The 18,095-nt window shown below is 63.8% G+C and carries 20 protein-coding genes and 1 pseudogene; 12 read left to right on the forward strand and 9 right to left on the reverse strand.

Annotation, left to right across the window (positions count from 1 at the left end):
* Positions 1–205: 205 nt before the first annotated feature.
* The 6 genes and pseudogenes from infA (at position 206) to HZY77_RS04535 (ending at position 4,019) form a co-directional block, all read left to right on the forward strand.
* Positions 206–472: a translation initiation factor IF-1 gene (gene infA, locus HZY77_RS04510; RefSeq protein ID WP_296819181.1), complete on the forward strand. Its 267-nt coding sequence runs from the start codon at positions 206–208 to the stop codon at positions 470–472.
* Complete coding sequence (locus HZY77_RS04515; protein ID WP_296819183.1) at positions 472–777, forward strand: hypothetical protein; 306 nt, start codon at positions 472–474, stop codon at positions 775–777. The genes infA and HZY77_RS04515 overlap by 1 nt, the downstream gene beginning before the upstream one ends.
* A gap of 78 nt (positions 778–855) precedes the next feature.
* On the forward strand, positions 856–1,818 hold the full coding sequence (locus tag HZY77_RS04520) for a L,D-transpeptidase family protein (protein ID WP_296819186.1): 963 nt from the start codon (positions 856–858) through the stop codon (positions 1,816–1,818).
* Between the two features lie 50 nt (positions 1,819–1,868).
* Positions 1,869–2,356: pseudogene (locus HZY77_RS04525) on the forward strand (DUF882 domain-containing protein).
* 168 nt (positions 2,357–2,524) lie between these two features.
* Positions 2,525–2,914, forward strand: coding sequence for a hypothetical protein (locus tag HZY77_RS04530; protein ID WP_296819189.1), 390 nt, complete (start codon positions 2,525–2,527; stop codon positions 2,912–2,914).
* Positions 2,915–3,356: 442 nt separating this feature from the next.
* A complete protein-coding gene (locus HZY77_RS04535; protein ID WP_296819191.1) occupies positions 3,357–4,019 on the forward strand; it encodes a Spy/CpxP family protein refolding chaperone in 663 nt (220 codons plus the stop codon).
* Here the strand turns inward: HZY77_RS04535 and HZY77_RS04540 are convergent, their stop codons facing one another.
* Positions 4,020–4,724, reverse strand: coding sequence for an SDR family oxidoreductase (locus HZY77_RS04540; RefSeq protein ID WP_296819193.1), 705 nt, complete (start codon positions 4,722–4,724; stop codon positions 4,020–4,022).
* Between the two features lie 122 nt (positions 4,725–4,846).
* Here HZY77_RS04540 and HZY77_RS04545 point away from each other — a divergent pair, with 122 nt between their 5' ends.
* A complete protein-coding gene (locus tag HZY77_RS04545; protein WP_296819196.1) occupies positions 4,847–5,461 on the forward strand; it encodes a hypothetical protein in 615 nt (204 codons plus the stop codon).
* A 68-nt stretch (positions 5,462–5,529) separates the two neighbouring features.
* Here HZY77_RS04545 and HZY77_RS04550 read toward each other — a convergent pair whose 3' ends face one another.
* The 7 genes from HZY77_RS04550 to lexA all read right to left on the reverse strand — a co-directional run bounded on the left by HZY77_RS04550 (position 5,530) and on the right by lexA (position 12,807).
* A complete protein-coding gene (locus HZY77_RS04550; protein ID WP_296819199.1) occupies positions 5,530–6,018 on the reverse strand; it encodes a hypothetical protein in 489 nt (162 codons plus the stop codon).
* A 122-nt stretch (positions 6,019–6,140) separates the two neighbouring features.
* Positions 6,141–6,392 (reverse strand): hypothetical protein, encoded by a 252-nt coding sequence (locus HZY77_RS04555; RefSeq protein WP_296819201.1) that lies wholly within the window; start codon positions 6,390–6,392, stop codon positions 6,141–6,143.
* A 42-nt stretch (positions 6,393–6,434) separates the two neighbouring features.
* Positions 6,435–7,013 (reverse strand): MOSC domain-containing protein, encoded by a 579-nt coding sequence (locus HZY77_RS04560; RefSeq protein WP_296819203.1) that lies wholly within the window; start codon positions 7,011–7,013, stop codon positions 6,435–6,437.
* Positions 7,014–7,125: 112 nt separating this feature from the next.
* On the reverse strand, positions 7,126–7,743 hold the full coding sequence (locus tag HZY77_RS04565) for a SagB/ThcOx family dehydrogenase (RefSeq protein WP_296819205.1): 618 nt from the start codon (positions 7,741–7,743) through the stop codon (positions 7,126–7,128).
* A gap of 103 nt (positions 7,744–7,846) precedes the next feature.
* A complete protein-coding gene (locus tag HZY77_RS04570; protein WP_296819207.1) occupies positions 7,847–10,894 on the reverse strand; it encodes an EAL domain-containing protein in 3,048 nt (1,015 codons plus the stop codon).
* 262 nt (positions 10,895–11,156) lie between these two features.
* Positions 11,157–11,993: a restriction endonuclease gene (locus tag HZY77_RS04575; RefSeq protein ID WP_296819210.1), complete on the reverse strand. Its 837-nt coding sequence runs from the start codon at positions 11,991–11,993 to the stop codon at positions 11,157–11,159.
* Positions 11,994–12,204: 211 nt separating this feature from the next.
* On the reverse strand, positions 12,205–12,807 hold the full coding sequence (gene lexA, locus HZY77_RS04580; protein ID WP_296630008.1) for a transcriptional repressor LexA: 603 nt from the start codon (positions 12,805–12,807) through the stop codon (positions 12,205–12,207).
* Between the two features lie 125 nt (positions 12,808–12,932).
* Here lexA and HZY77_RS04585 point away from each other — a divergent pair, with 125 nt between their 5' ends.
* From HZY77_RS04585 to HZY77_RS04605, 5 genes are all read left to right on the forward strand, one after another.
* On the forward strand, positions 12,933–13,154 hold the full coding sequence (locus HZY77_RS04585) for a hypothetical protein (protein WP_296819212.1): 222 nt from the start codon (positions 12,933–12,935) through the stop codon (positions 13,152–13,154).
* Positions 13,155–13,276: 122 nt separating this feature from the next.
* Positions 13,277–13,531, forward strand: coding sequence for a type II toxin-antitoxin system Phd/YefM family antitoxin (locus tag HZY77_RS04590; RefSeq protein ID WP_296819215.1), 255 nt, complete (start codon positions 13,277–13,279; stop codon positions 13,529–13,531).
* The gene (locus HZY77_RS04595; RefSeq protein ID WP_296819217.1) at positions 13,528–13,950 is read left to right on the forward strand and encodes a type II toxin-antitoxin system VapC family toxin; all 423 of its coding nucleotides are present in this window, start codon (positions 13,528–13,530) and stop codon (positions 13,948–13,950) included. Before HZY77_RS04590 ends, HZY77_RS04595 begins: the two co-directional genes overlap by 4 nt.
* 156 nt (positions 13,951–14,106) lie before the next feature.
* On the forward strand, positions 14,107–16,002 hold the full coding sequence (locus tag HZY77_RS04600) for a hypothetical protein (protein WP_296819221.1): 1,896 nt from the start codon (positions 14,107–14,109) through the stop codon (positions 16,000–16,002).
* Between the two features lie 141 nt (positions 16,003–16,143).
* On the forward strand, positions 16,144–17,271 hold the full coding sequence (locus tag HZY77_RS04605) for a Fic family protein (protein WP_296819225.1): 1,128 nt from the start codon (positions 16,144–16,146) through the stop codon (positions 17,269–17,271).
* A gap of 32 nt (positions 17,272–17,303) precedes the next feature.
* On the opposite strand, the gene HZY77_RS04610 is transcribed toward HZY77_RS04605, so the two are convergent.
* Entirely contained in the window at positions 17,304–18,041 is a 738-nt protein-coding gene (locus tag HZY77_RS04610) for a hypothetical protein (protein WP_296819228.1), read from the reverse strand.
* Positions 18,042–18,095: the final 54 nt, after the last annotated feature.

The following is an 18,095-nucleotide window of genomic DNA, read 5'->3' on the forward strand; positions in this document are numbered from 1 at the left end:
GTGCCCGGCTCCTCATACTGGCCCGACGAATTGGTCTTTTGGTCAGTCTCCTCCTGCCCCCAGCGGGCACTCTGTCGGCTTTCCTCATTGGCATCATTACCGCGCGCCCGGGCGCGGCTGCCGCAGTTCCACTGCGATCTTTCGCCTATCCACCCATGCCAGCGCACGGCTTCATCGTGCCCTGGTCATCATGAGGAATCACGCCATGGCAAAAGAAGAACTTGTAGAAATGGAAGGCGTCGTCAACGAAGTCCTCCCGCAAACCCGCTTCCGCGTCACGCTGGACAACGACTTTGAAATCACTGCCTACGCCTCCGGCAAAATGCGCAAGCACCGCATCCGCATCCTGGCCGGCGACAAGGTCACCATCGAAATGTCGCCCTACGACCTCACCAAGGGCCGCATCAATTTCCGCCACAAGGATAGTCACGTCCAGGCGCCACGGCCGGCCACGTTCAGAAAACTCAACTGATGCAAGGGCTGGCGGGCATGCATGAAATCGATTCGCCTACTGCTCCCGTGCGCGAAGCCGCCAAGCCGCATCCCCTCGGCGTCTGCAAGGCCTGCGGCGCCATCACCTACCGCAAGGAATCCGTCGGCCAGCGCTGCATCCGCATCCGGCGCGGCACGCGTTGCAGTGGCATCGTCGCCGTCGCCACGCGCGACGCCTGCTGGAAACAATGCACGAGCTGCAGCGGCACCGGAAAACGCGACACCGCACCCTGCACCTATTGCCGCGGCATCGGCTGGAACCTGGCCAAACCCTGGAGCCTGTAAGTTCGCGCGGCCTGTCGCCGGCTGGTGCGACCGCATGACATAATGTTCCCGGCCTCCACGCCGTAAACCCACTTAACCATGCATGGAAGTCGGGCCATCACTGCGTCCGTCACGAACCCCTATCCGATGCGCTCCATCGCCCGCCGTATTTTCCTCTGCCTGTTGGCAGGTCTCAGTGTTCCCGTCCTGGCCCAGGATCTACCGCCCCTCTCCCATTTGGTGATGGGCGGCGACACCGACTACACCATCAGGCAAGGCGATTCCCTGACCGCCATCGGCGCCCGCTTCGGCCTGGCACCCAAACTGCTGGCCCGGCAGAACGGCCTGCCCGCCAATGCCAGGCTCTACCCCGGCCAGCAGCTACGCGTCCACCATCCCCACATCGTCCCGGCGGCGCTCGACGACGGCATCCTCGTCAATCTCCCGCAGGCCATGCTGTTCAACTTCAGCCAGGGCAAGCTGGTTTCCGCCTATCCCGTCGGACTGGGCAAGCCCAGCTGGCCCACGCCGCAGGGCGAATTCAAGATCGTCAACCGGCAGGCGAACAAGCCCTGGCTGGTGCCCAAATCGATCCAGGAAGAAATGCGTCGCGAAGGGAAAATCGTGCAAGAGGAAGTGCCNCCCGGTCCCGACAATCCCCTAGGCAAACACTGGCTCGGCTTGAACCTGTGGGGCTACGGCATCCACGGCACCATCGCGCCGGCGAGCGTCTACCATTTCCAGAGCCATGGCTGCATTCGCCTGCATCCCGATGATATTGCGGAACTTTTCGACCAGGTACGGGTCGGAACGCAGGGACGCCTCATTTACCAGCCGGTTTTGCTGGCGGTGATCGAAGACGGCCGCATCCTGCTCGAAGTCCATCGGGACATCTACAAGAAGGGAATCGACCCCGCGCGAACCGTGCGCGATCTGGCTGCAGCCAACGGCTTGAGCCAGTCCATCGATTGGCCTAAAGTGGACGCCGTAATCGCCGCTCAGGATGGATTGGCCGAGGAAGTGGGCCACCTGCCAAGCAACGGATCGAAAGGACAACCATGAAGCACGTCAGCCGACGCAAATTTCTCAAATTGGGCCTGCTGGCCGCCGCGATGCCGCTGCCGGCCTCCGCCAGCGCATGGCTGGCTGCGCCCGAGCGCCGACTGAGCTTCCACAACCTGCACACCGGCGAGAACCTCGACCTGCCCTACTGGGTACAGGGCGACTACGTTCCGGACGCGCTCGCCGAAATCAATCACGTCCTGCGCGACTACCGCACCGACCAGGTGGCGGCCATCGATACCCGCTTGCTGGACCTGCTCGATCGCGTCAAGGCCCAGCTCGGCACCGCCCAGCCCTTCCAGGTCATTTCCGGCTACCGCTCCCCGCCACCAACCACATGCTGTCGGAACGCTCCTCCGGCGTCGCCAAGCACAGCCTACACATGGAAGGCAAAGCCATCGACATCCGCATCCCCGGCGTGGCGCTGGCCGACCTGCGCAAGACCGGGCTCGCGCTGCAAGGCGGCGGCGTCGGCTACTACCCCGCATCCGACTTCGTGCATCTGGACGTCGGACGCGTGCGGACCTGGGGCGGCTAGGCCGCACGATGCCTTTCCGGTCGCAATCGTTCGGCGTAAGGCCGGTGAATTGAAGACCGCTTCCTAGGCACCGACGCGTGCCCGACGACATTTTCCTGCAACAGGGTGAAACCCTGTCCCGATCCGGCCGGTCGAATCGGTCCCACTTGCATGCCAAGGAGGACTGTCATGACCCCCACTCGGGACCCACGTCCGGCGGCCTATCTCATCATTCTGCTCGGACTCGGGTTGGCCGCCGCCGCATCCCTCGTTCCCTTCTACCATGTCGCCTATCTGCTCGAACCCGGCATCCTGCTGGCCGTGCTGATGCCTTTCCTGCTCTATGGCCTGTTCATCGAAAGCCTGCGCGGTTCCTGGCTGCTCGCCACAGGCCTGCTGCTGCTCGCTGCCAACCTGGTGCTGGTCGCATTCGAACGCTACCTCCGTTACGACGGCTACACGGACGACCTGATCTACTGGGTGCCGACGCTGGCAGCGGTGCTCGTGCTGCCGATCGCCTATCGGCTGGGCCGACGCACCGACGAAGCCGATCCATCCGGCACGTCCTCACCCGTCTAACGGGCCGCATCGTTTGTATTCGAACCATGCGCGGCTATATTGAGTTGGCAACCGGCACTGAAGCCATCTATCCGGATCGCCCGCTTTCCCTGCAACCCAAACGACTCAGGACGCTATGTACGGCCCATACAATCACGGTTGGATGTTCGATGGCGGATTTGGCCTGCTGTTCGGGGGCTTGTGGATGCTCCTGATGTGNGGAATTCCCCTTCTCCTCGTCATTGCCCTGCTGAAATATCTGTTTTTCAGGCCGCACGACAAGAGCAGCCCCGACATCCGGCCAGAACAGAAAACGCCCCTCGACATCCTCAAGGAAAGCTACGCGCGCGGCGATCTCAACCGCGACGAGTACCTGCAGAAACGCGACGACCTCCTGGAAAAATAGGCGGCACGCGTGAATGTCCGACCCCTTCCTCGCCCCCACTTCTGAAAGGAGATTGCCATGAACATCACACGACCCAGCCGGCTTGCCGCCTTCGGACTTGCCGCCCTCTTGAGCGGAACCGCCCCAGCCCTTTTGGCAGCCGATTCCCCTCCTCCCCCGCAATATGGGCCCGGCATGATGAATGGCTATGGCGGATATGGCATGGGTCCCGGCATGATGGGCGGTGGCTATGGCGGGTATGGCATGGGTCCCGGCATGATGGGTGGCGGCTATGGTGGGTATGGCATGGGTCCCGGCATGATGGGCGGCGGCTATGGCATGGGCCCCGGCATGATGGGTGGGTACGGCATGGGTCCTGGCATGATGGGACCGTATTGGGGCAGCGGACTCGACCTGACCCCCGACCAGCAAGCCAAGATCAACAAGATCCAGGACGAGACCCGCAAGGCGCACTGGGCCATGATGGGCGAGATGATGAACCAGCAGGCCAAGCTGCGCGACCTGAACCTGGCGCCGAAACGGGACAATGCCGCCATCGACGCGGCCTACAAGGAATTCGGTAAGCTCCAGCAACAAATGTACGATTCCGCGGTGGCGGCGCACAAACGCATGGAGGCCGTCCTCACCAAGGAACAGCAGGAAAAGCTGCGCGATTATTGGCGCAGGGGCTGGACACCCACCCCGAAAAATGAGCAGGCTGGCCGACTCCAGCCGCACTGATCACCAGGGAATCTCGGTGCCGTTGTAGCGGAAGAAACGCCCGTTCAGCGCCATCTGGAAATTGTCCACCAGGGCGCGCATGCCGCGCACGCTCTGTGCCGGGGTGAGCATCGCATCCGGGCCGCCCATGCGGGTGCCCACCCAGCCCGGATGCAATAGCAGGACGCCGATGCCCTGTTGCGCCAACGCATGCGACAGTCCCTTCATGGCGGCATTCAACGCCGCCTTGCTTGAACGGTAGGCATAGTTCCCCGACACGCCGATCTCGGCGATGGAGCCCATGTGACTGCTGATCGCCACCACCAGTTTCTTCTCGCTGCGGGCCAGATGGCCGGCGAAGGCCTCGCTCACCCGCACCGCGCCCAGAGTATTGACGGCGAACGTGCGCAGCCAGACGTCATAGTCGATGCCGCCGAACGCGTCCATGAACTTGTCCAGGTACACGCCCGCATTGTTGAGCAGCACGTCGATGCGGGCGTCCTCCAGGTCGAGCTGCAGCGTGCGCAGCTGCTCGCCGTCGGTCACGTCGAGCCGATGCACGCTGAGGCGTGGATGCCGGCCGGCCAGGGCCTTGAGTTCGTCGGCCGCCTCGGGATGGCGGCACGTGGCGATCACCTGCCAGCCGGCCTCGGCATACTGCCGCGCCCATTCCAGTCCGAGGCCGCGGTTGGCGCCGGTGATCAGTATGCCGGGGAGCGTGTTCATCGGATGAGTCTCCAGATCTGTCCTCTTTTGTATAGACGGCAACTGCCTCGTGCGGGCGCTTTCCTTTGCCCCTCTCGTCGGCTTTACTGGAACGATACGGTCCGAAAGAAAGCGACTCAGCCATGAAGGAAATCCTGCCCGGCGTGTTTCACTGGAAGACTTTCCACGAAGGCATCCAGGCCTACGTCCATTCGTATTACCTCCGCGCCACCGACCCGACCGTGCTGATCGATCCGCGCGTGCCCGCACAGGGCATCGAGTGGTTCGCCGCGCACGGCGCGCCGCACGTCTACCTGACCAACCGCCACCACTATCGCCACAGCGACCGCTTCGCCGAACGCTACGGCGCGCAGGTCTGGTGCCACAAGGACGGCCTGCACGAATTCACCCACGGCGAAAAGGTGCGCGGCTTCAGCCACGGCAAGACCCTGCCCGGCGGCGTGCTCGCTCTCAAGGTCGCGGCGCTGTGTCCCGAGGAAACCGCGCTCCATCTTCCCTTGCACGGCGGCATCCTGAGCCTCGGCGACGCCATCGTGCGCGAACGGGGCCGGCTCGGTTTCGTGCCGGACGCCTACATGGGCGACGANCCGGAAGGCGTCAAATGCGGTCTGCGCAAGGCCTTCCTCAAGCACCTGCGCGAACGCGAATTCGATCATTTGTTGTTCGCCCACGGTGCACCCTGGATTGGCGGTGCCCGGGCGGGCCTACAGGCATTCCTCGACAGACTCGAACAGTAGCGGACTCGCACGGACATCCAAAAACAGGGGCCAGGCATTGCCTGGCCCTGTTCGCGATGCGGACCCGCTTACATGCCGCCGAGGTCGTCGATGGCATCGACCACGATGCTGGTACCGATCGCGATCATCAGGATATCGCCGGCCACCCGCACGTACTTGTGGCCGGCAGGCGGCACGCCGAGGCTCACCACGACCCGCGGAGGCAGATCGTAGACCACCACGTCGCGCGGCAACGGCCGACCGAGCTGCCATTTCCTGGCCTGGCCGGGCGGCATGCAGCCGTTGTGCTTCTTCGCGAGTCCCGGCGGGCAATGCCCGCGCTTGAAGCTGTCCGCGTAGTACTCGCGCACGACTTCACGCTGGCGGTCGCCGAAATGCACGCTCACCTGGACGTCGCCGCGGGTCTCCCTGCGGTCGCCGTCATGGCCACCCTTCGCGGCCTTGTCCGGCTTGCCATGACCGGCCCAGTCCGGTTTGTCGGCCAGAACCGGCCCAGCCGCGAAAAAGCCGGTCACGAACAAGGCAAAGGCGATGTGTTTTGATAAGGAAGCGCGCATGGGAACTCCAGTCGTCAGGAAAGGGACTGCGTGTCCGATCTCGTTCGGACACGCAGCGAGAAAGATACCCGAATTCCACCCCTCCTTCGATCCGCCTGCTGCGGACTACTGGCCGTCCGCGCTTACGGCTTACGTCCGGACTCGGCGCAACGGATGATCGCCTCGTTGGTCTTCAGCTTCAGACAGCGGCGCATGTCGCGCCCCTGCCGCCGCATCGGCTTGCTCGGCGCCATTTGCGCCGGCGCCTGGGCCATGGCCGGCGCTTCAGCGGTGCCGGCCGGTGCAGCCGCATTGGTCGGTACAGCCTCCTGCGCCAAGGCAAGATTGGCCACGCACAGCAGCGGCAGCGTCATCCATCCGATTTTCGTTTTCATACGACCTCCTCTCATGATTCGTGAACCCGCAGGCGCCCACGCCTACCCCAAGTCGGGGACGTCGGCCACTTCGCCCGCCACCGTATCGCCCACCCGGATCGTGCCGCCTGCCAGGATACGGGCATTCANCCCGCCATGGCCGCGCATCGCGTTGTAGCCGCCCGGTCCCAGTACCGCTTCCATACGCGAACAGGGATCGCAATGCCCCGTCACTTCCAGCACCACCCCGGCGCCAATGCGCAGCACCAACGGCCGGTCGCGAAACAACGCATGCGCCGCCAGCAGGTTCAGGCCCGACACCACCAGATTTCGTCGCAGCCACGCCGCCTCGATCTGCGTCCACCCGGTCAGTGCCGCGATCACCGGCAGATGCTCCGCCTGGATCAGCGTCACCTGCCTTTTGCCGCCCGCCACCCGGCTGCGCGACGGCTGCGCATAGTGGTCGCCCTCGAGCCCACAGGCGGCAATCGCCCGCACCGCATCGGCCGCGACCGTCTCGCNCCGATGCTCGGGCCGAATATAAATCGCCTCGATCCGCCCCGGACGGGCAAAGCGGGTCGTCAGATCGCGCAGGCCTGCTTCGTCCGGGGCGGCCGCCGGTCGACCCTGTTCCGGACTCATGCCAGCAGCCGCTGGGCCCACCACGCCAGCCCACCCACCACGCTCAGGCAAATCAGGCAGGCCAGCAGGATCTTGACGAATCGGGGCATGGGTAAGGTCGCGTTCCGATGCGTTATGTATCGCTGCCGGCCGGATACCCCACCGTTTGCGCAAGCGTGATGCGCTGACTCGGACCCAGCCCCAGGGCAGCGCCCAGCGCCGCGCGATCGAGCTGGCCGCGCACCACCCCGGCGAGGCCGGCCGATGCGCAATAGAGGTACACGTTCTGGGCGATGAAACCGGCATCGGTTGCGCTGTAGAACGCCGCTTCTTCCGCGCTGGCCTCGCCCGTCCGGTCGAGGTCCGCCACGTACACCAGGTTCAGCGGCGCGGTCGCCACGAAATCCTGCACGCCCGCCAGCGGGCGGAGATCGCCGGCCACCATCCGGGACAAGGCATGCGTCGGCGGATCGTAGCGATACGCGCCCTCTGGGGTGATCACGAGCACATCGGTCTCGCGCCAATCGCGTGCGGACGGCGCCGTGCGCTGCCCCGTGCCCGCCCGGTTCACGCCGTTCGCCGCCCACAGCAGATTCGACAGCACCTGCAACGGCAACACCCTGCCATCAAACTCCCGCGCCGAATGCCGCGCCTTCAGCGCCTGCATCANGGGAATGCCGCCCACCTTTTCGGGCGGGGGCAGGCTGATCGCGCCGGTTTCCGGTACCTGTCCCGCTTCCATCGTGCTCATCGTGCCCACCTCGTCGTGATTTCGCCCTTGCTGAAAGGGGCTTCTTTTACTCTAGACCGTTTATGCCGTCCGACCTGCCGAAACAGCAAGGCGTCCGGACGCCTCATGTCCGCATGACGGCGAGGCCTTCCCACTCATCGATTGGGATCGGCCTGCAAAACAGGAATCCCTGGTAGGCCCGGCACTCGTTCTGCAGCAGGAAATCCCGCTGGGCCTGGGTTTCCACTCCTTCCGCAATCACCTGCAAACCCAGCGACCGGCTCATGGCCATGATCGCCCGTACGATGGCCACATCGTTCTCGTCCTCAGGCACATCACGGACGAAGGATTGATCGATCTTCACCTGATCGAGCGGCAGGCGCTTAAGATAGGACAAGGACGAGTAGCCGGTACCGAAATCGTCCAGACAGAAACTCACGCCCAGCGCATTCAACTGCCGCATCTGGCTGACCACGAGGTCGACGTTGTCGAGCACCACGCTCTCCGTCAGCTCAAGCTTGAGCCGGGACGGATCGATGCCGCTCGCAGCCAGGCTGCGCTGCACCGTGGCGACGAAGTCGGACTGGTGGAACTGGCGGGCGCTGACATTGACCGCCATCTGCAGGAACCGTGTACGCGGATCGCGTTCCCAATCCTTGATCTGGGCGCAGGCCGTGTCCAGGACCCACTGCCCGATGGACAGGATGAGCCCGGTCTCCTCGGCCAGCGGGATGAATTCGGCCGGCGAGACCATCCCGCGCTCGGACGGAAACCAGCGCAGCAGAGCCTCCGCACCGATCAGTTTGCCGTGCTGGTTGACCTGCGGCTGGTAGTAGAGTTGGAATTCGTCCCGCTCCAGCGCCTGGCGCAACGCCGCCTCCGTCTCCATGCGCGAATCGATGGCCGCCTGCATGGCCGGGTTGAAGAATCGCGCCGTATTGCGACCGGCACCCTTGGCCTGGTAGAGCGCCACGTCGGCCTGCTTCAGCAGCATGTCGACCGTGGCGCCCTGCCNCTGGAACAGGGTCAGGCCGATGCTCGTCGTGCCCAGATATCGTGCTTCGTTGATACCCAGGGTATAGGGCTGGTTGAGTTCGAAGCGCACCTTCTCGGCGATGATTTCCGCCTGGTTGGCCGCGTATAGCGCATCCTGGCCCAGGCCTTCCAGCACCACCACGAATTCGTCGCCGCCCAGGCGGCACACGATATCCTCCTGGCGCATGTGGATGATCAGCCGCTGGGCCACTTCGACCAGTAGGCGGTCGCCGACATCGTGGCCCCGCGTGTCGTTCAAGGTCTTGAACTGATCCAGGTCCAGGATCAGCAACGCGCCGAATTCGCCGCTGCGATGGCTGGCGCTCAGTGCCTGGGCCAGCCGGTCCATCAGCAGCCGCCGGTTGGGCAGCCGGGTGAGCGCGTCGAAATAGGCCAGGTTACGGATCTGCTCCTCCACTCCCTTGCGCTCGGTGATGTCGCGCACCAGCCCCAGGACATAGGCTTCCCCGGCGTATTCGAAATAGTTGGCATTGATTTCCACCGGAAACGAACGGCCGTCGGCAGCCGTGTGGCGGCTTTCGAAGGTCATCGTCCTGTGCGCCTTGAGCTGTCCCCAGAAAGCCTGCCACTGTTCCGGTTGCGTCACGTCGCCATCGACATCGATCACCCGCAATGCCAGCAGAGCCTCGCGCGTCTTGCCGAGCGCCCTGCACGCTTCGTCGTTCACATAGTGGAAGCAACCCTGCTCGTCGGCCAGATAGGCCGCTTCCTTCACGTGGTTCAGGGCGAAATCCACCAGGGCCAGTTGCTGGTTCGCGCGCTCGCGCTCGGTGATGTCGCGGGCGATACCGAGCACACCGAGTACGTTTCCATGCCGATCGCGCAACGGTGTCTTCACCGTTTCGAGCAGGGCCCGGCATCCATCGGCGGCGAAAGTCACCCATTCCTCGTTGCGGACCGGTTGTCCAGCCGTCATCGCTTCGCGGTCCTTCTGCTGGAAAAAACGCGCCAGAGCGGGGTCCACGAAATCGAAATCGGTCTTGCCCACGATGTCCGACTCGCGCGCACCGTACAGGCGTTCGAATGCGGCGTTGCACATCCGGAAGCGGCCCTCCGCATCTTTGAGCCACACGAGATCGGGAACCGTCCCCAGAATCAGGTTCTTTTGCTGTTCGCTTTCTTCCAGGTTGCGGGTGACGGTTTTCAGCAGATCGTGCTCCCGCAGCAGCGTGCTTTGCCTGAACATCGCCAGCATGACGACGATGAACGCATTGACGTCGACGACATTACTGACGGTTCGGGGCACGCCCAGATGCGGGTCGGCCAGCTTGACCGCCACGCCGGACAGCACCACGGCCGCCAGCGGCAACAGGCGCAGGAAGCCTTCATACCAACGCTCCAGCGTGGGGTTGTGGGAAGGCTCGACCTTCCAGTACAACATCGCCAGCCCCATGCCCATTATTGAAAAGGAGAACAGGCTGTTGAACCAGGCGCCGTCGAGGGTCGCACCATCCAGCGCCATCAGGTTCCAGACCATCCAGCAGATCCCCGTGGTGGCGAGGGAAACCAGGAACAGCGCGTAGCTCCAGGACAATTTCAAACGCAAGGTCGGGATCGCAATCAGGCCGATGCATGCGGCGCTAAACAGGCTGACCGGATAGGCCACCAGCACGCTCATGGCCAGCCACGTCGTATCCCCGCGCTTGGGCAGATACAGCACCAACACCAACGTCAGGGCCGCAATGGCCAGCAGTGTGGCATCCAATATCAGGGTCTTGCGCTGGACGCGGTTGGCCATGCGGAATGCCTCGAACAGCAACCCTGCCCCCACGCCGGGGCCCAGCCATAAATAGAACAAATCGGACGGCGACGGAAAATCCCGGTAGTCAACAGCGACCTGCAGATCCCAGATCATCTGGCCGGCCGCGTATCCCGTCAGGCCAACCGCAATCCACCGCGCGCCCCGGGCGCTTTCCGGACGAACCCTGTGCAACGCGATCCAGGCCAATATCGCTGCCGTGACCGTACCTGCCGTCCAGTGGAGATTGTCGAAGAAACGTACCCACTGCACATCCTGGGCAAAGCGGATGCCCAGAACGCCGGCCAGCAGGCCGCTCAAGCCCGCGAACAACACAAGGCGGACAGGCGGCTGCCCGCCCCGGTTACCCCAATTCATCGCTGGAACCTCCGCCCGAGGCGGTCGCTTCCTCACCACCCATGTTCATCCGCATCGTAATTCCCCGCAGTGTCTTTTTCTTGTCCCTGTGGAGACGTCCTGCCTCTATCCGGCTATCGCGTCGCACAGCCGAACACAAGATTACCGGATAAACCATTCCATGAGCATGGTAATTGTGAATCTCCTCGGGCGTGCAGGGATGCGGGTCGACAAGACCGGCAATCGGGTGGCGGGATCCTGGCGCCCCGCTAGAACCGGGAGATCAGAGCGGCCGCGAGCCCCGGCAATCCGGATAGCGGATACAGCCCCAGAACACCTGGCCCGCGCGGCTGCCCCGCTTGGCCTTGCGCTTCACCATCCGGCTCTGGCATTCGGGGCAGAACGGCGCGCCGTTCGTCGTGATGCTGAGCGGGTCACGGAAGAACCGGGGCGGCGCGGTCACGCCGCTGATCAGCGCATGCAGCGCCTTGCCGTCCATCAGCTCGATGTTCTTGCCCTTGGCAAACGCCAGGGCCTCGTCCGTGAACACGCCCGAGGTCACCACGAACCCGCCGGCCGCGCCCCGGGCCGCCATCACCCCGTAGAGTTCGCGCACGATGCTCACGCCCACGCGGATCGCCCGCCACTGCTTGCACTGCACCAGGAAGAGCTCGCCGCTTTTCTTCAAGGTCAGGTCGACCCCGCCATCGGGACCATCGCCGCCGGTCGCCGTCACCGAATAGCCCTTGCGCCGGAACGCCTCGCCCACCAACGCTTCGAACTTCTTCCAGCTCATATCATTCAGCGCGGCGTGATCCGGGCTCGCGGCCACCGTCTGGTGCAAGGTGCGGCGCGTATAGCGGCCATAGGCGGACAGGCCCGCCCNCGCCAGGAACACGGCGGGCAGCAGATACTGGCCCACGCCGGCCAGCGTCCTGAACACCGTCTGGTTGACGAAATCGCCCATCTTTCCGGGCTGGACGACTGCCGTCACCTCGCGGATCGCGAGACTGTGCAATCCGACATATGCCACCAGCGCGAGCGCCACGCCCACCCACCAGGNGAGCTTGCCGGTGAGCTCGATCAGGTCTTCAACGGGACTTTGTTTGCGACGCGCCATGATTTTGATNNTAGGTGTGTAACGGACCCTGGATCCCTGCAACGCGAATCCGCCGACTGTATTCCTAGCCCGGAAACGCATCCGGACCGAGCGATTTTTATGGTGTCGTGCGAGAGATTACCAGCGCTTATTCAAGCCCGGAATACCGGCGCGGCGGCGTACGATATGAACGACGGCAGGCCGTCTTCCCCATTTACGCCCAGGGTCGCGCTCACAAGCCATGCCCGTTGCGGATCACGCCGACCGCGATGCCTTCGATGACCAGTTCCTGGCGCGTAAGGTCGACGACGATCGGCTCGAAATCGGGATTTTCCGGCAGGAGCCGCACCGTGTTGCCCCGTTTCTGGAAGCGCTTCACCGTGACCTCGTCGCCGATCCGCGCCACCACGACCTGCCCCGCCTTGGGCTCGGTGTCGCGATGCACCGCGAGCAGGTCGCCATCCAGGATGCCGGCATCCTTCATGCTCATGCCGCGCACCTTGAGCAGGTAGTCTGCGCGCGGAGTGAACATCGCGGCGTCGAACTGGTAATGCCGCTCGATGTTTTCCTGTGCCAGGATCGGGCTGCCTGCGGCCACCTGGCCCACGAGCGGCACCCCGCCATCGCCCTTCAACCGGATGCCGCGCGAGGTCCCCGGCACCAGATCCAGCACGCCTTTCTTCGCCAGCCCCTTGAGATGCTGCTCGGCCGCGTTCGGCGAACTGAAACCGAAGTGCTGCGCAATCTCGGCGCGCGTCGGCGGCAGGCCGGTGGTCTCCATCCACTCACGAATCAGGTTCAGGATTTCTTCCTGGCGACGGGTCAGATCACGCATGGGGCTTCCTCCAAATACTGTATGCATGTACAGTATAGTTACTGTATGCTTGTACAGTATAAAGACTGAACCCGTAAAACGCCAATACGCGGGCCGCACCCGCGCAGGCAAGCAGGAGAACCCTCATGATGAAACTCGGAAAGATCAGTTCCCTCGCCTTCAGCCACATGAAGCGGCGCGGGATTTCCATCGACGCCCTCAACGACCTGCTCGCCAACGGACAGGTCGAAAAGCAGTTCGACGGCGCGCAGGTCATTTACCTGGACAGCCCCACCCCGGCCCGTCCTGGGCCGGCCGTCCGACGCCCCGGCTGTATGCGGTGGTGGATGCGGCGGGCGAGGTGCTGACGGTGGAGAAGCGGGTGCGGATACGGGCATGAGCCGATCGCCTAATTGAAGCGGGAGATACTCAATTCACCGGCACCGTGCTATATTCTGGCCAGACTAGCCAGAATAAGCAGGAGTTCATCATGAACAGCGAATGGCAATTGCAGGAAGCGAAAAACAACCTGAGCCAGCTCATCAAGGATGCCGCAAGCGGCGACGCCCAGGTCGTCACCGTGCACGGCAAGCCGACGGCTGTGGTGGTGTCGGCGGAAGCCTACGCAAAGCTCACCCGCCCACGTCGGGGCAAGCTCTCCGCCGCGCTGTTGCAGCCCGACCTCGCAGGCAAGGACCTGGACTTCACTCGCAGCCCGGACACCGGTCGCAACGTCGAGCTATGAGCTGGCTGCTGGACACCTGCGTCCTCTCCGAATACATCAGGAAATCGCCCGCGCCGCAGGTCATCGCCTGGCTGGACGAGCAGGACGAAACCAGCCTCCATCTCAGCGTCATCACCCTGGGCGAAATCGAGAAGGGCATCCTCAAGCTGCGCACCACCGACCCTCGCCGCAGCCAGAAACTCACCGCATGGCTGGGCAAGGTGGAACAGCGCTTCGCCGGCCGCATCCTGCCCCTCGACGCCGCTGCCTTGCACGGCTGGGCGCAACTCGCCGCCCAGTCCGAACTGGCTGGGCGCCCCCTGCCGGTGATGGATGGCCTGATCATGGCCACCGCCCAGTGCCACGGCCTCACCGTAGTCACGCGCAACGTACAGGATTTCGGCCTGCTTCCGCGGGTATTCAATCCCTGGGCCCTGTAAGCGGCGCATCGATATTTACCCTCGCTTGTTATTCCGGGGCTGGACCAGGACGCCCCGCTTGTTGACTCCACCCTATCCACCCGGATTTGATGCGCAGGCAGGTACTATTACACTTCTGCCTCGCAGCGGGCCCGCGCTCGCAACGCCCCCGTGCCGATGAACCGACCGCTTCAGGAACGCCGATCCCGCTCCATGTCGTCTCCCGACTTCACGCCCGCCACGCCGGCCCTGCAGGATTGCATCGCGCGTTATTCCGGCGCGATTCCCACCCTGGCCGAACTTGGCAAGCGTCTTGCCGCCACCCGTGACGCCGACGCGCTGATCGACCTCTACGAACAGTGCTACCCCTTGCTGGAAAAAGCCATGTGGGCCGACGGCGCGGACTTCCACACGCTGCTGGCGAGCTACCAGGCCCTGTTCCGCGAACAGGAGGCGCTGATTGCCCAACGCTGCAAGCATGGTCAAGTCAGCGACGACCGCCACCACTTCATCCTCAGCATCCCGGTGGCGGATCGCCCGTCGCACCTGCGCGCCTGCCTCGAAAGCATCTACCAGGTGTGCACGCTGTTCGACTACGGCGGCCACACGTCCGGCCGGTGGGACGGGATCCAGATCGTCGTCAGCGAGGACAGCCGCGACGAAGCCAATGTCCGCCGGCATATCGAGCTGGTCGAGGCATACCGGCAGAAAGGCCTGCAGGTCGTTCACTTCGGTCTCGCCGAACAGCACGATCTGCTGCACGCCCTGCCGCCGTCCACGCGCGAACGGCTGGGCACGCTGCTCACCACCCAGCCGCGCGACCGGTTCTGGCTCAAGGGCCAGGCCGCCAACCGCAACCTCAGCTACCTGAAGTGCCTGCAGCTCACCGCAGACAAGCGCAACACGCTCTACTACCTGATCGACAGCGACCAGTCGCTGTGCGTGAACCGGCAGACCGCCGCCGGCGAAGAGACGGTCTTCGCGCTGAACTACTTCCACGCCATCGACAAGATCTTTCGCACCACCGACACCCTCATGCTCACCGGCAAGATGGTGGGCGACCCGCCCGTGTCGCCGGCGGTGATGGCCGCGAATTTCCTCGACGACGTGACCGCCTTCTTCACCCGCCTGGCCACCCTGCACGCCGACCAGGCCTGCCAGTTTCACGACCTGCCCGCGCAGCCGGTGGGCGACGCCGCCTATCACGACATGGCGAAGCTGTTCGGCTTCGACAACCAGCCGGCGACCTTTCCCTATGCCTGCCGCCTCGCCGGCGCGCACGACCACAGCGCGTGCCTCGCGGATTTTGCCCAGCGGCTCAACGCCTTCTTCTTCGGCGAGCACCTCACGCGCAAGACCGGGTTTGCCTACGGCAGCGGCTTCACGCAGCTTGCGCCTGCGCGCACGGTCTATCCCGGCAACTACATCGTCAACTACGCCGGTCTGAAATACGTCATCCCCTTCGGCCACCTGCGCCTGCGCATGTCCGGCCCCACCGCCGGACGGCTCATCGCCGCCGAAATCGGGCAACGCTTCGCCTCCTTCAACATGCCCAACCTGCACCGCCGCACCACCGAGGCCGGCCCCGGCGACGACTTCCGCCCCGGCGTGGAACTGGGCGAGGCCAGCGTGGACGTCTCCAATGAATTCGAGCGCCAGTTCTTCGGCGACCTGATGCTGTTTTCCACCGAAGCGCTGGTCAAACAGGCCGACGTCACCCGGCCCTTTGCCCAGGGCGCGATCGAAACCGTCGTCGCGCAGAAGGAAACCGAACTGCTCGCGCTGTACCAACAGAAGCATGACGCCATCGCCGCGCGCAACCGGCAGCTGGACGACCTCGTCTTCCACGCCGGCCATTGGTGGCTGCAGGCTGCCGAGCATGTGCCCGCCCTCGCCCTGGCGCTGCGGCAGGTGCGCGCCTTCATCGACAACATCGACCGCAATTTTGGCGAGCAGGCGCTGGCCTGGCGCCAGATCCAGTCCGCCGCGCATCGCGCCGAACGCAAGCGGCAGATCGTCGAAGCCTTGATGGCCTACCGCGCCGAGCGCGACGCCTGGGACAGCCTGTTTTGAGGGTGCCTTGAGGATACCCGTGGGGTGAGGATGACTTTCGCGCCACAATGCGCAATATTGCGCAACTGTTTAGCCAATAAAGTTGCGCAATATTGCGCATTTTCGGAAAATTCNCTATTCAACAATGGCTTGACGACAACCATGCTGTCCTTCCAACCGAGCATAAAGCTCGAAAAAGCCCTCAAGAAGCTACAAGCCGAAGTGGTGAAGGCTGCCTCCGGGCTGGGTTCGCTCTCGGACGGCGAGGCGCATTATCTGAATCGCTGCGCCCTGATCAGCAATGTGGGCGCCTCCACGCGGATCGAAAACGCGCTACTCACCGATGCCGAGGTGGAATGGGTGGACACCACGCTCTCGGTCGATGGGCGCATCACGGCCTTCGAGCAGCACAAGGACATCATCCTCGACAAACTTTCCAAGGATCGCGAGCGGAGCGTGGAAGAGGTGGTTGGCTGCCGCGAGGTGTTGACGACGATCTACGCACAGACGCGGGATTTCATTCCACTCACCGAGATGGTGATACGCGGCCTGCATCATGACTTGCTCAGGTTTTATCCGCAGGCCTCACCCTATGCAGGCGCGTACAAAACCACGCCCAACCGCGTGATTTCCAANAACCACGCCACGGGCGAAGTGCGCACCGTGCTCGACCCGGCCGCGCCCGGCATCGCCACCGAGACCGCAATGGCCGACCTGGTGGCGTGGTACAACGCCAGCCGGCGCGAATCGACCTGGCCGCTGCTGGCGGCAACGGAATTCGTGTTTCGGTTTCTGGCGATTCATCCTTTCCAGGATGGGAATGGACGCATCGGACGCGCGCTGTTTCTTCTGGCGCTGTTGCAATCGGACGACGAGCCGCTGGCCGCAGTCATGCCCTACGTCACACTGGATAGGCGCATCGAGCAGAACCGCGCAAAGTACTACGCAGTGCTGCATGAAGTATCGCAGGGGACGTTTCAGGCTGACCCGACACACTACCGCTACGAACCGCTGGCTTGGTTCTTTCTGAAAATGCTGGAAGATGCGTTGCACGACATGGAGCACACCCGCGCACGGTATGTGCGCCTGCAAAAGCTGTCGGAAACCGCGTCGGCCGTGCTGCAAAGTTTCAAATCGCGACCGGAGCAACGCTTGCAGGTGAACGACATCGTGAGTGCGACCCAACTGCCGCGCCGAACTGTACAGTACGCCCTGAAAACACTGACCGATCAAGGCTTCCTGCAACGCCTGGGGCAAGGCGCCGGGGTGAGATATCAGCTGGTGTTTTAATGTGGCGCCGCTTCAAGGCGCCTGATATATATCTAAAGCGTCACCGAATCCGCCGCCCGCGCGATGATCCGCGCCCGGCATTCCCGGTAGGCCGCCTGCGCCAGACTCAGCGCCTCCTCGGGAATCACGACATGCGAATAATCCGTTCGGGTCTGGTCGATGCTTCCGCTCCGCATCCGCGCCGACGTATCCCNCCGGCGCGGCTTACCCGTCTGGCCGAACACCTCATACCGCTCGCTCAAGGGCGAATCCAGCGCGAGCTGGTCCGTCAGCCGGGGCAATAGTTTCCCCGGCGCGCGTTGCAGCAATTCCGCGTCGAAATAGAAATAAGGCCAATCGCTCGTCTGGCAGAAGGCATCCAGCGCCCGCACCCGCTCGACGTAGTAGCGCGCCGCCTCGACCGGCGAGGCGTACAGGTCCGGGTCCGGCTTCTGCCGGAACAGGTGCACGATGCTCCTGATCGTGTGCGCCGGCTCCGCCAGTGCGACCAACACCTTGAGTTCGGCCACGCCCAGCCGCCCGGGCGTCAGCACATAGTCGTTGTGCAACAGCTTGTCGAACAGGTAGCGGCTCCCCGGCTTCGGCACTTCGTCATGCCGGAACGCCTCCAGCTGCCTGTCCAGCGCGGCGGCGTCCTCATAGCTGAGATGCATTTCGTAATAGCCGTTGATCTGCGGATGCGAACCGAGAATATGCCCCGCCAGACTGGTGTAGGCGCGCATGTGGCTCAGCAGGAAGATTCGGACGTAGGGATCAGGCGAAGCGCTCATTGGTTCAATTCGTAGTCGGCCGTCAGTATTCTCATTTCAAGAATCGGGAATAAC

Origin of the sequence: Thiobacillus sp. (assembly GCF_013693775.1) — a bacterium.
Lineage (GTDB): Bacteria > Pseudomonadota > Gammaproteobacteria > Burkholderiales > Thiobacillaceae > Thiobacillus.

Coding starts and splice junctions, on each gene's coding strand:
- infA (WP_296819181.1), top strand. CDS start 206: ATGGCAAAAGAAGAACTTGTAGAAATGGAAGGCGTCGTCAACGAAGTC.
- HZY77_RS04515 (WP_296819183.1), top strand. CDS start 472: ATGCAAGGGCTGGCGGGCATGCATGAAATCGATTCGCCTACTGCTCCC.
- HZY77_RS04530 (WP_296819189.1), top strand. CDS start 2,525: ATGACCCCCACTCGGGACCCACGTCCGGCGGCCTATCTCATCATTCTG.
- HZY77_RS04535 (WP_296819191.1), top strand. CDS start 3,357: ATGAACATCACACGACCCAGCCGGCTTGCCGCCTTCGGACTTGCCGCC.
- HZY77_RS04540 (WP_296819193.1), bottom strand. CDS start 4,724: ATGAACACGCTCCCCGGCATACTGATCACCGGCGCCAACCGCGGCCTC.
- HZY77_RS04550 (WP_296819199.1), bottom strand. CDS start 6,018: ATGCGCGCTTCCTTATCAAAACACATCGCCTTTGCCTTGTTCGTGACC.
- HZY77_RS04555 (WP_296819201.1), bottom strand. CDS start 6,392: ATGAAAACGAAAATCGGATGGATGACGCTGCCGCTGCTGTGCGTGGCC.
- lexA (WP_296630008.1), bottom strand. CDS start 12,807: ATGCGTGATCTGACCCGTCGCCAGGAAGAAATCCTGAACCTGATTCGT.
- HZY77_RS04585 (WP_296819212.1), top strand. CDS start 12,933: ATGATGAAACTCGGAAAGATCAGTTCCCTCGCCTTCAGCCACATGAAG.
- HZY77_RS04590 (WP_296819215.1), top strand. CDS start 13,277: ATGAACAGCGAATGGCAATTGCAGGAAGCGAAAAACAACCTGAGCCAG.
- HZY77_RS04595 (WP_296819217.1), top strand. CDS start 13,528: ATGAGCTGGCTGCTGGACACCTGCGTCCTCTCCGAATACATCAGGAAA.
- HZY77_RS04600 (WP_296819221.1), top strand. CDS start 14,107: ATGAACCGACCGCTTCAGGAACGCCGATCCCGCTCCATGTCGTCTCCC.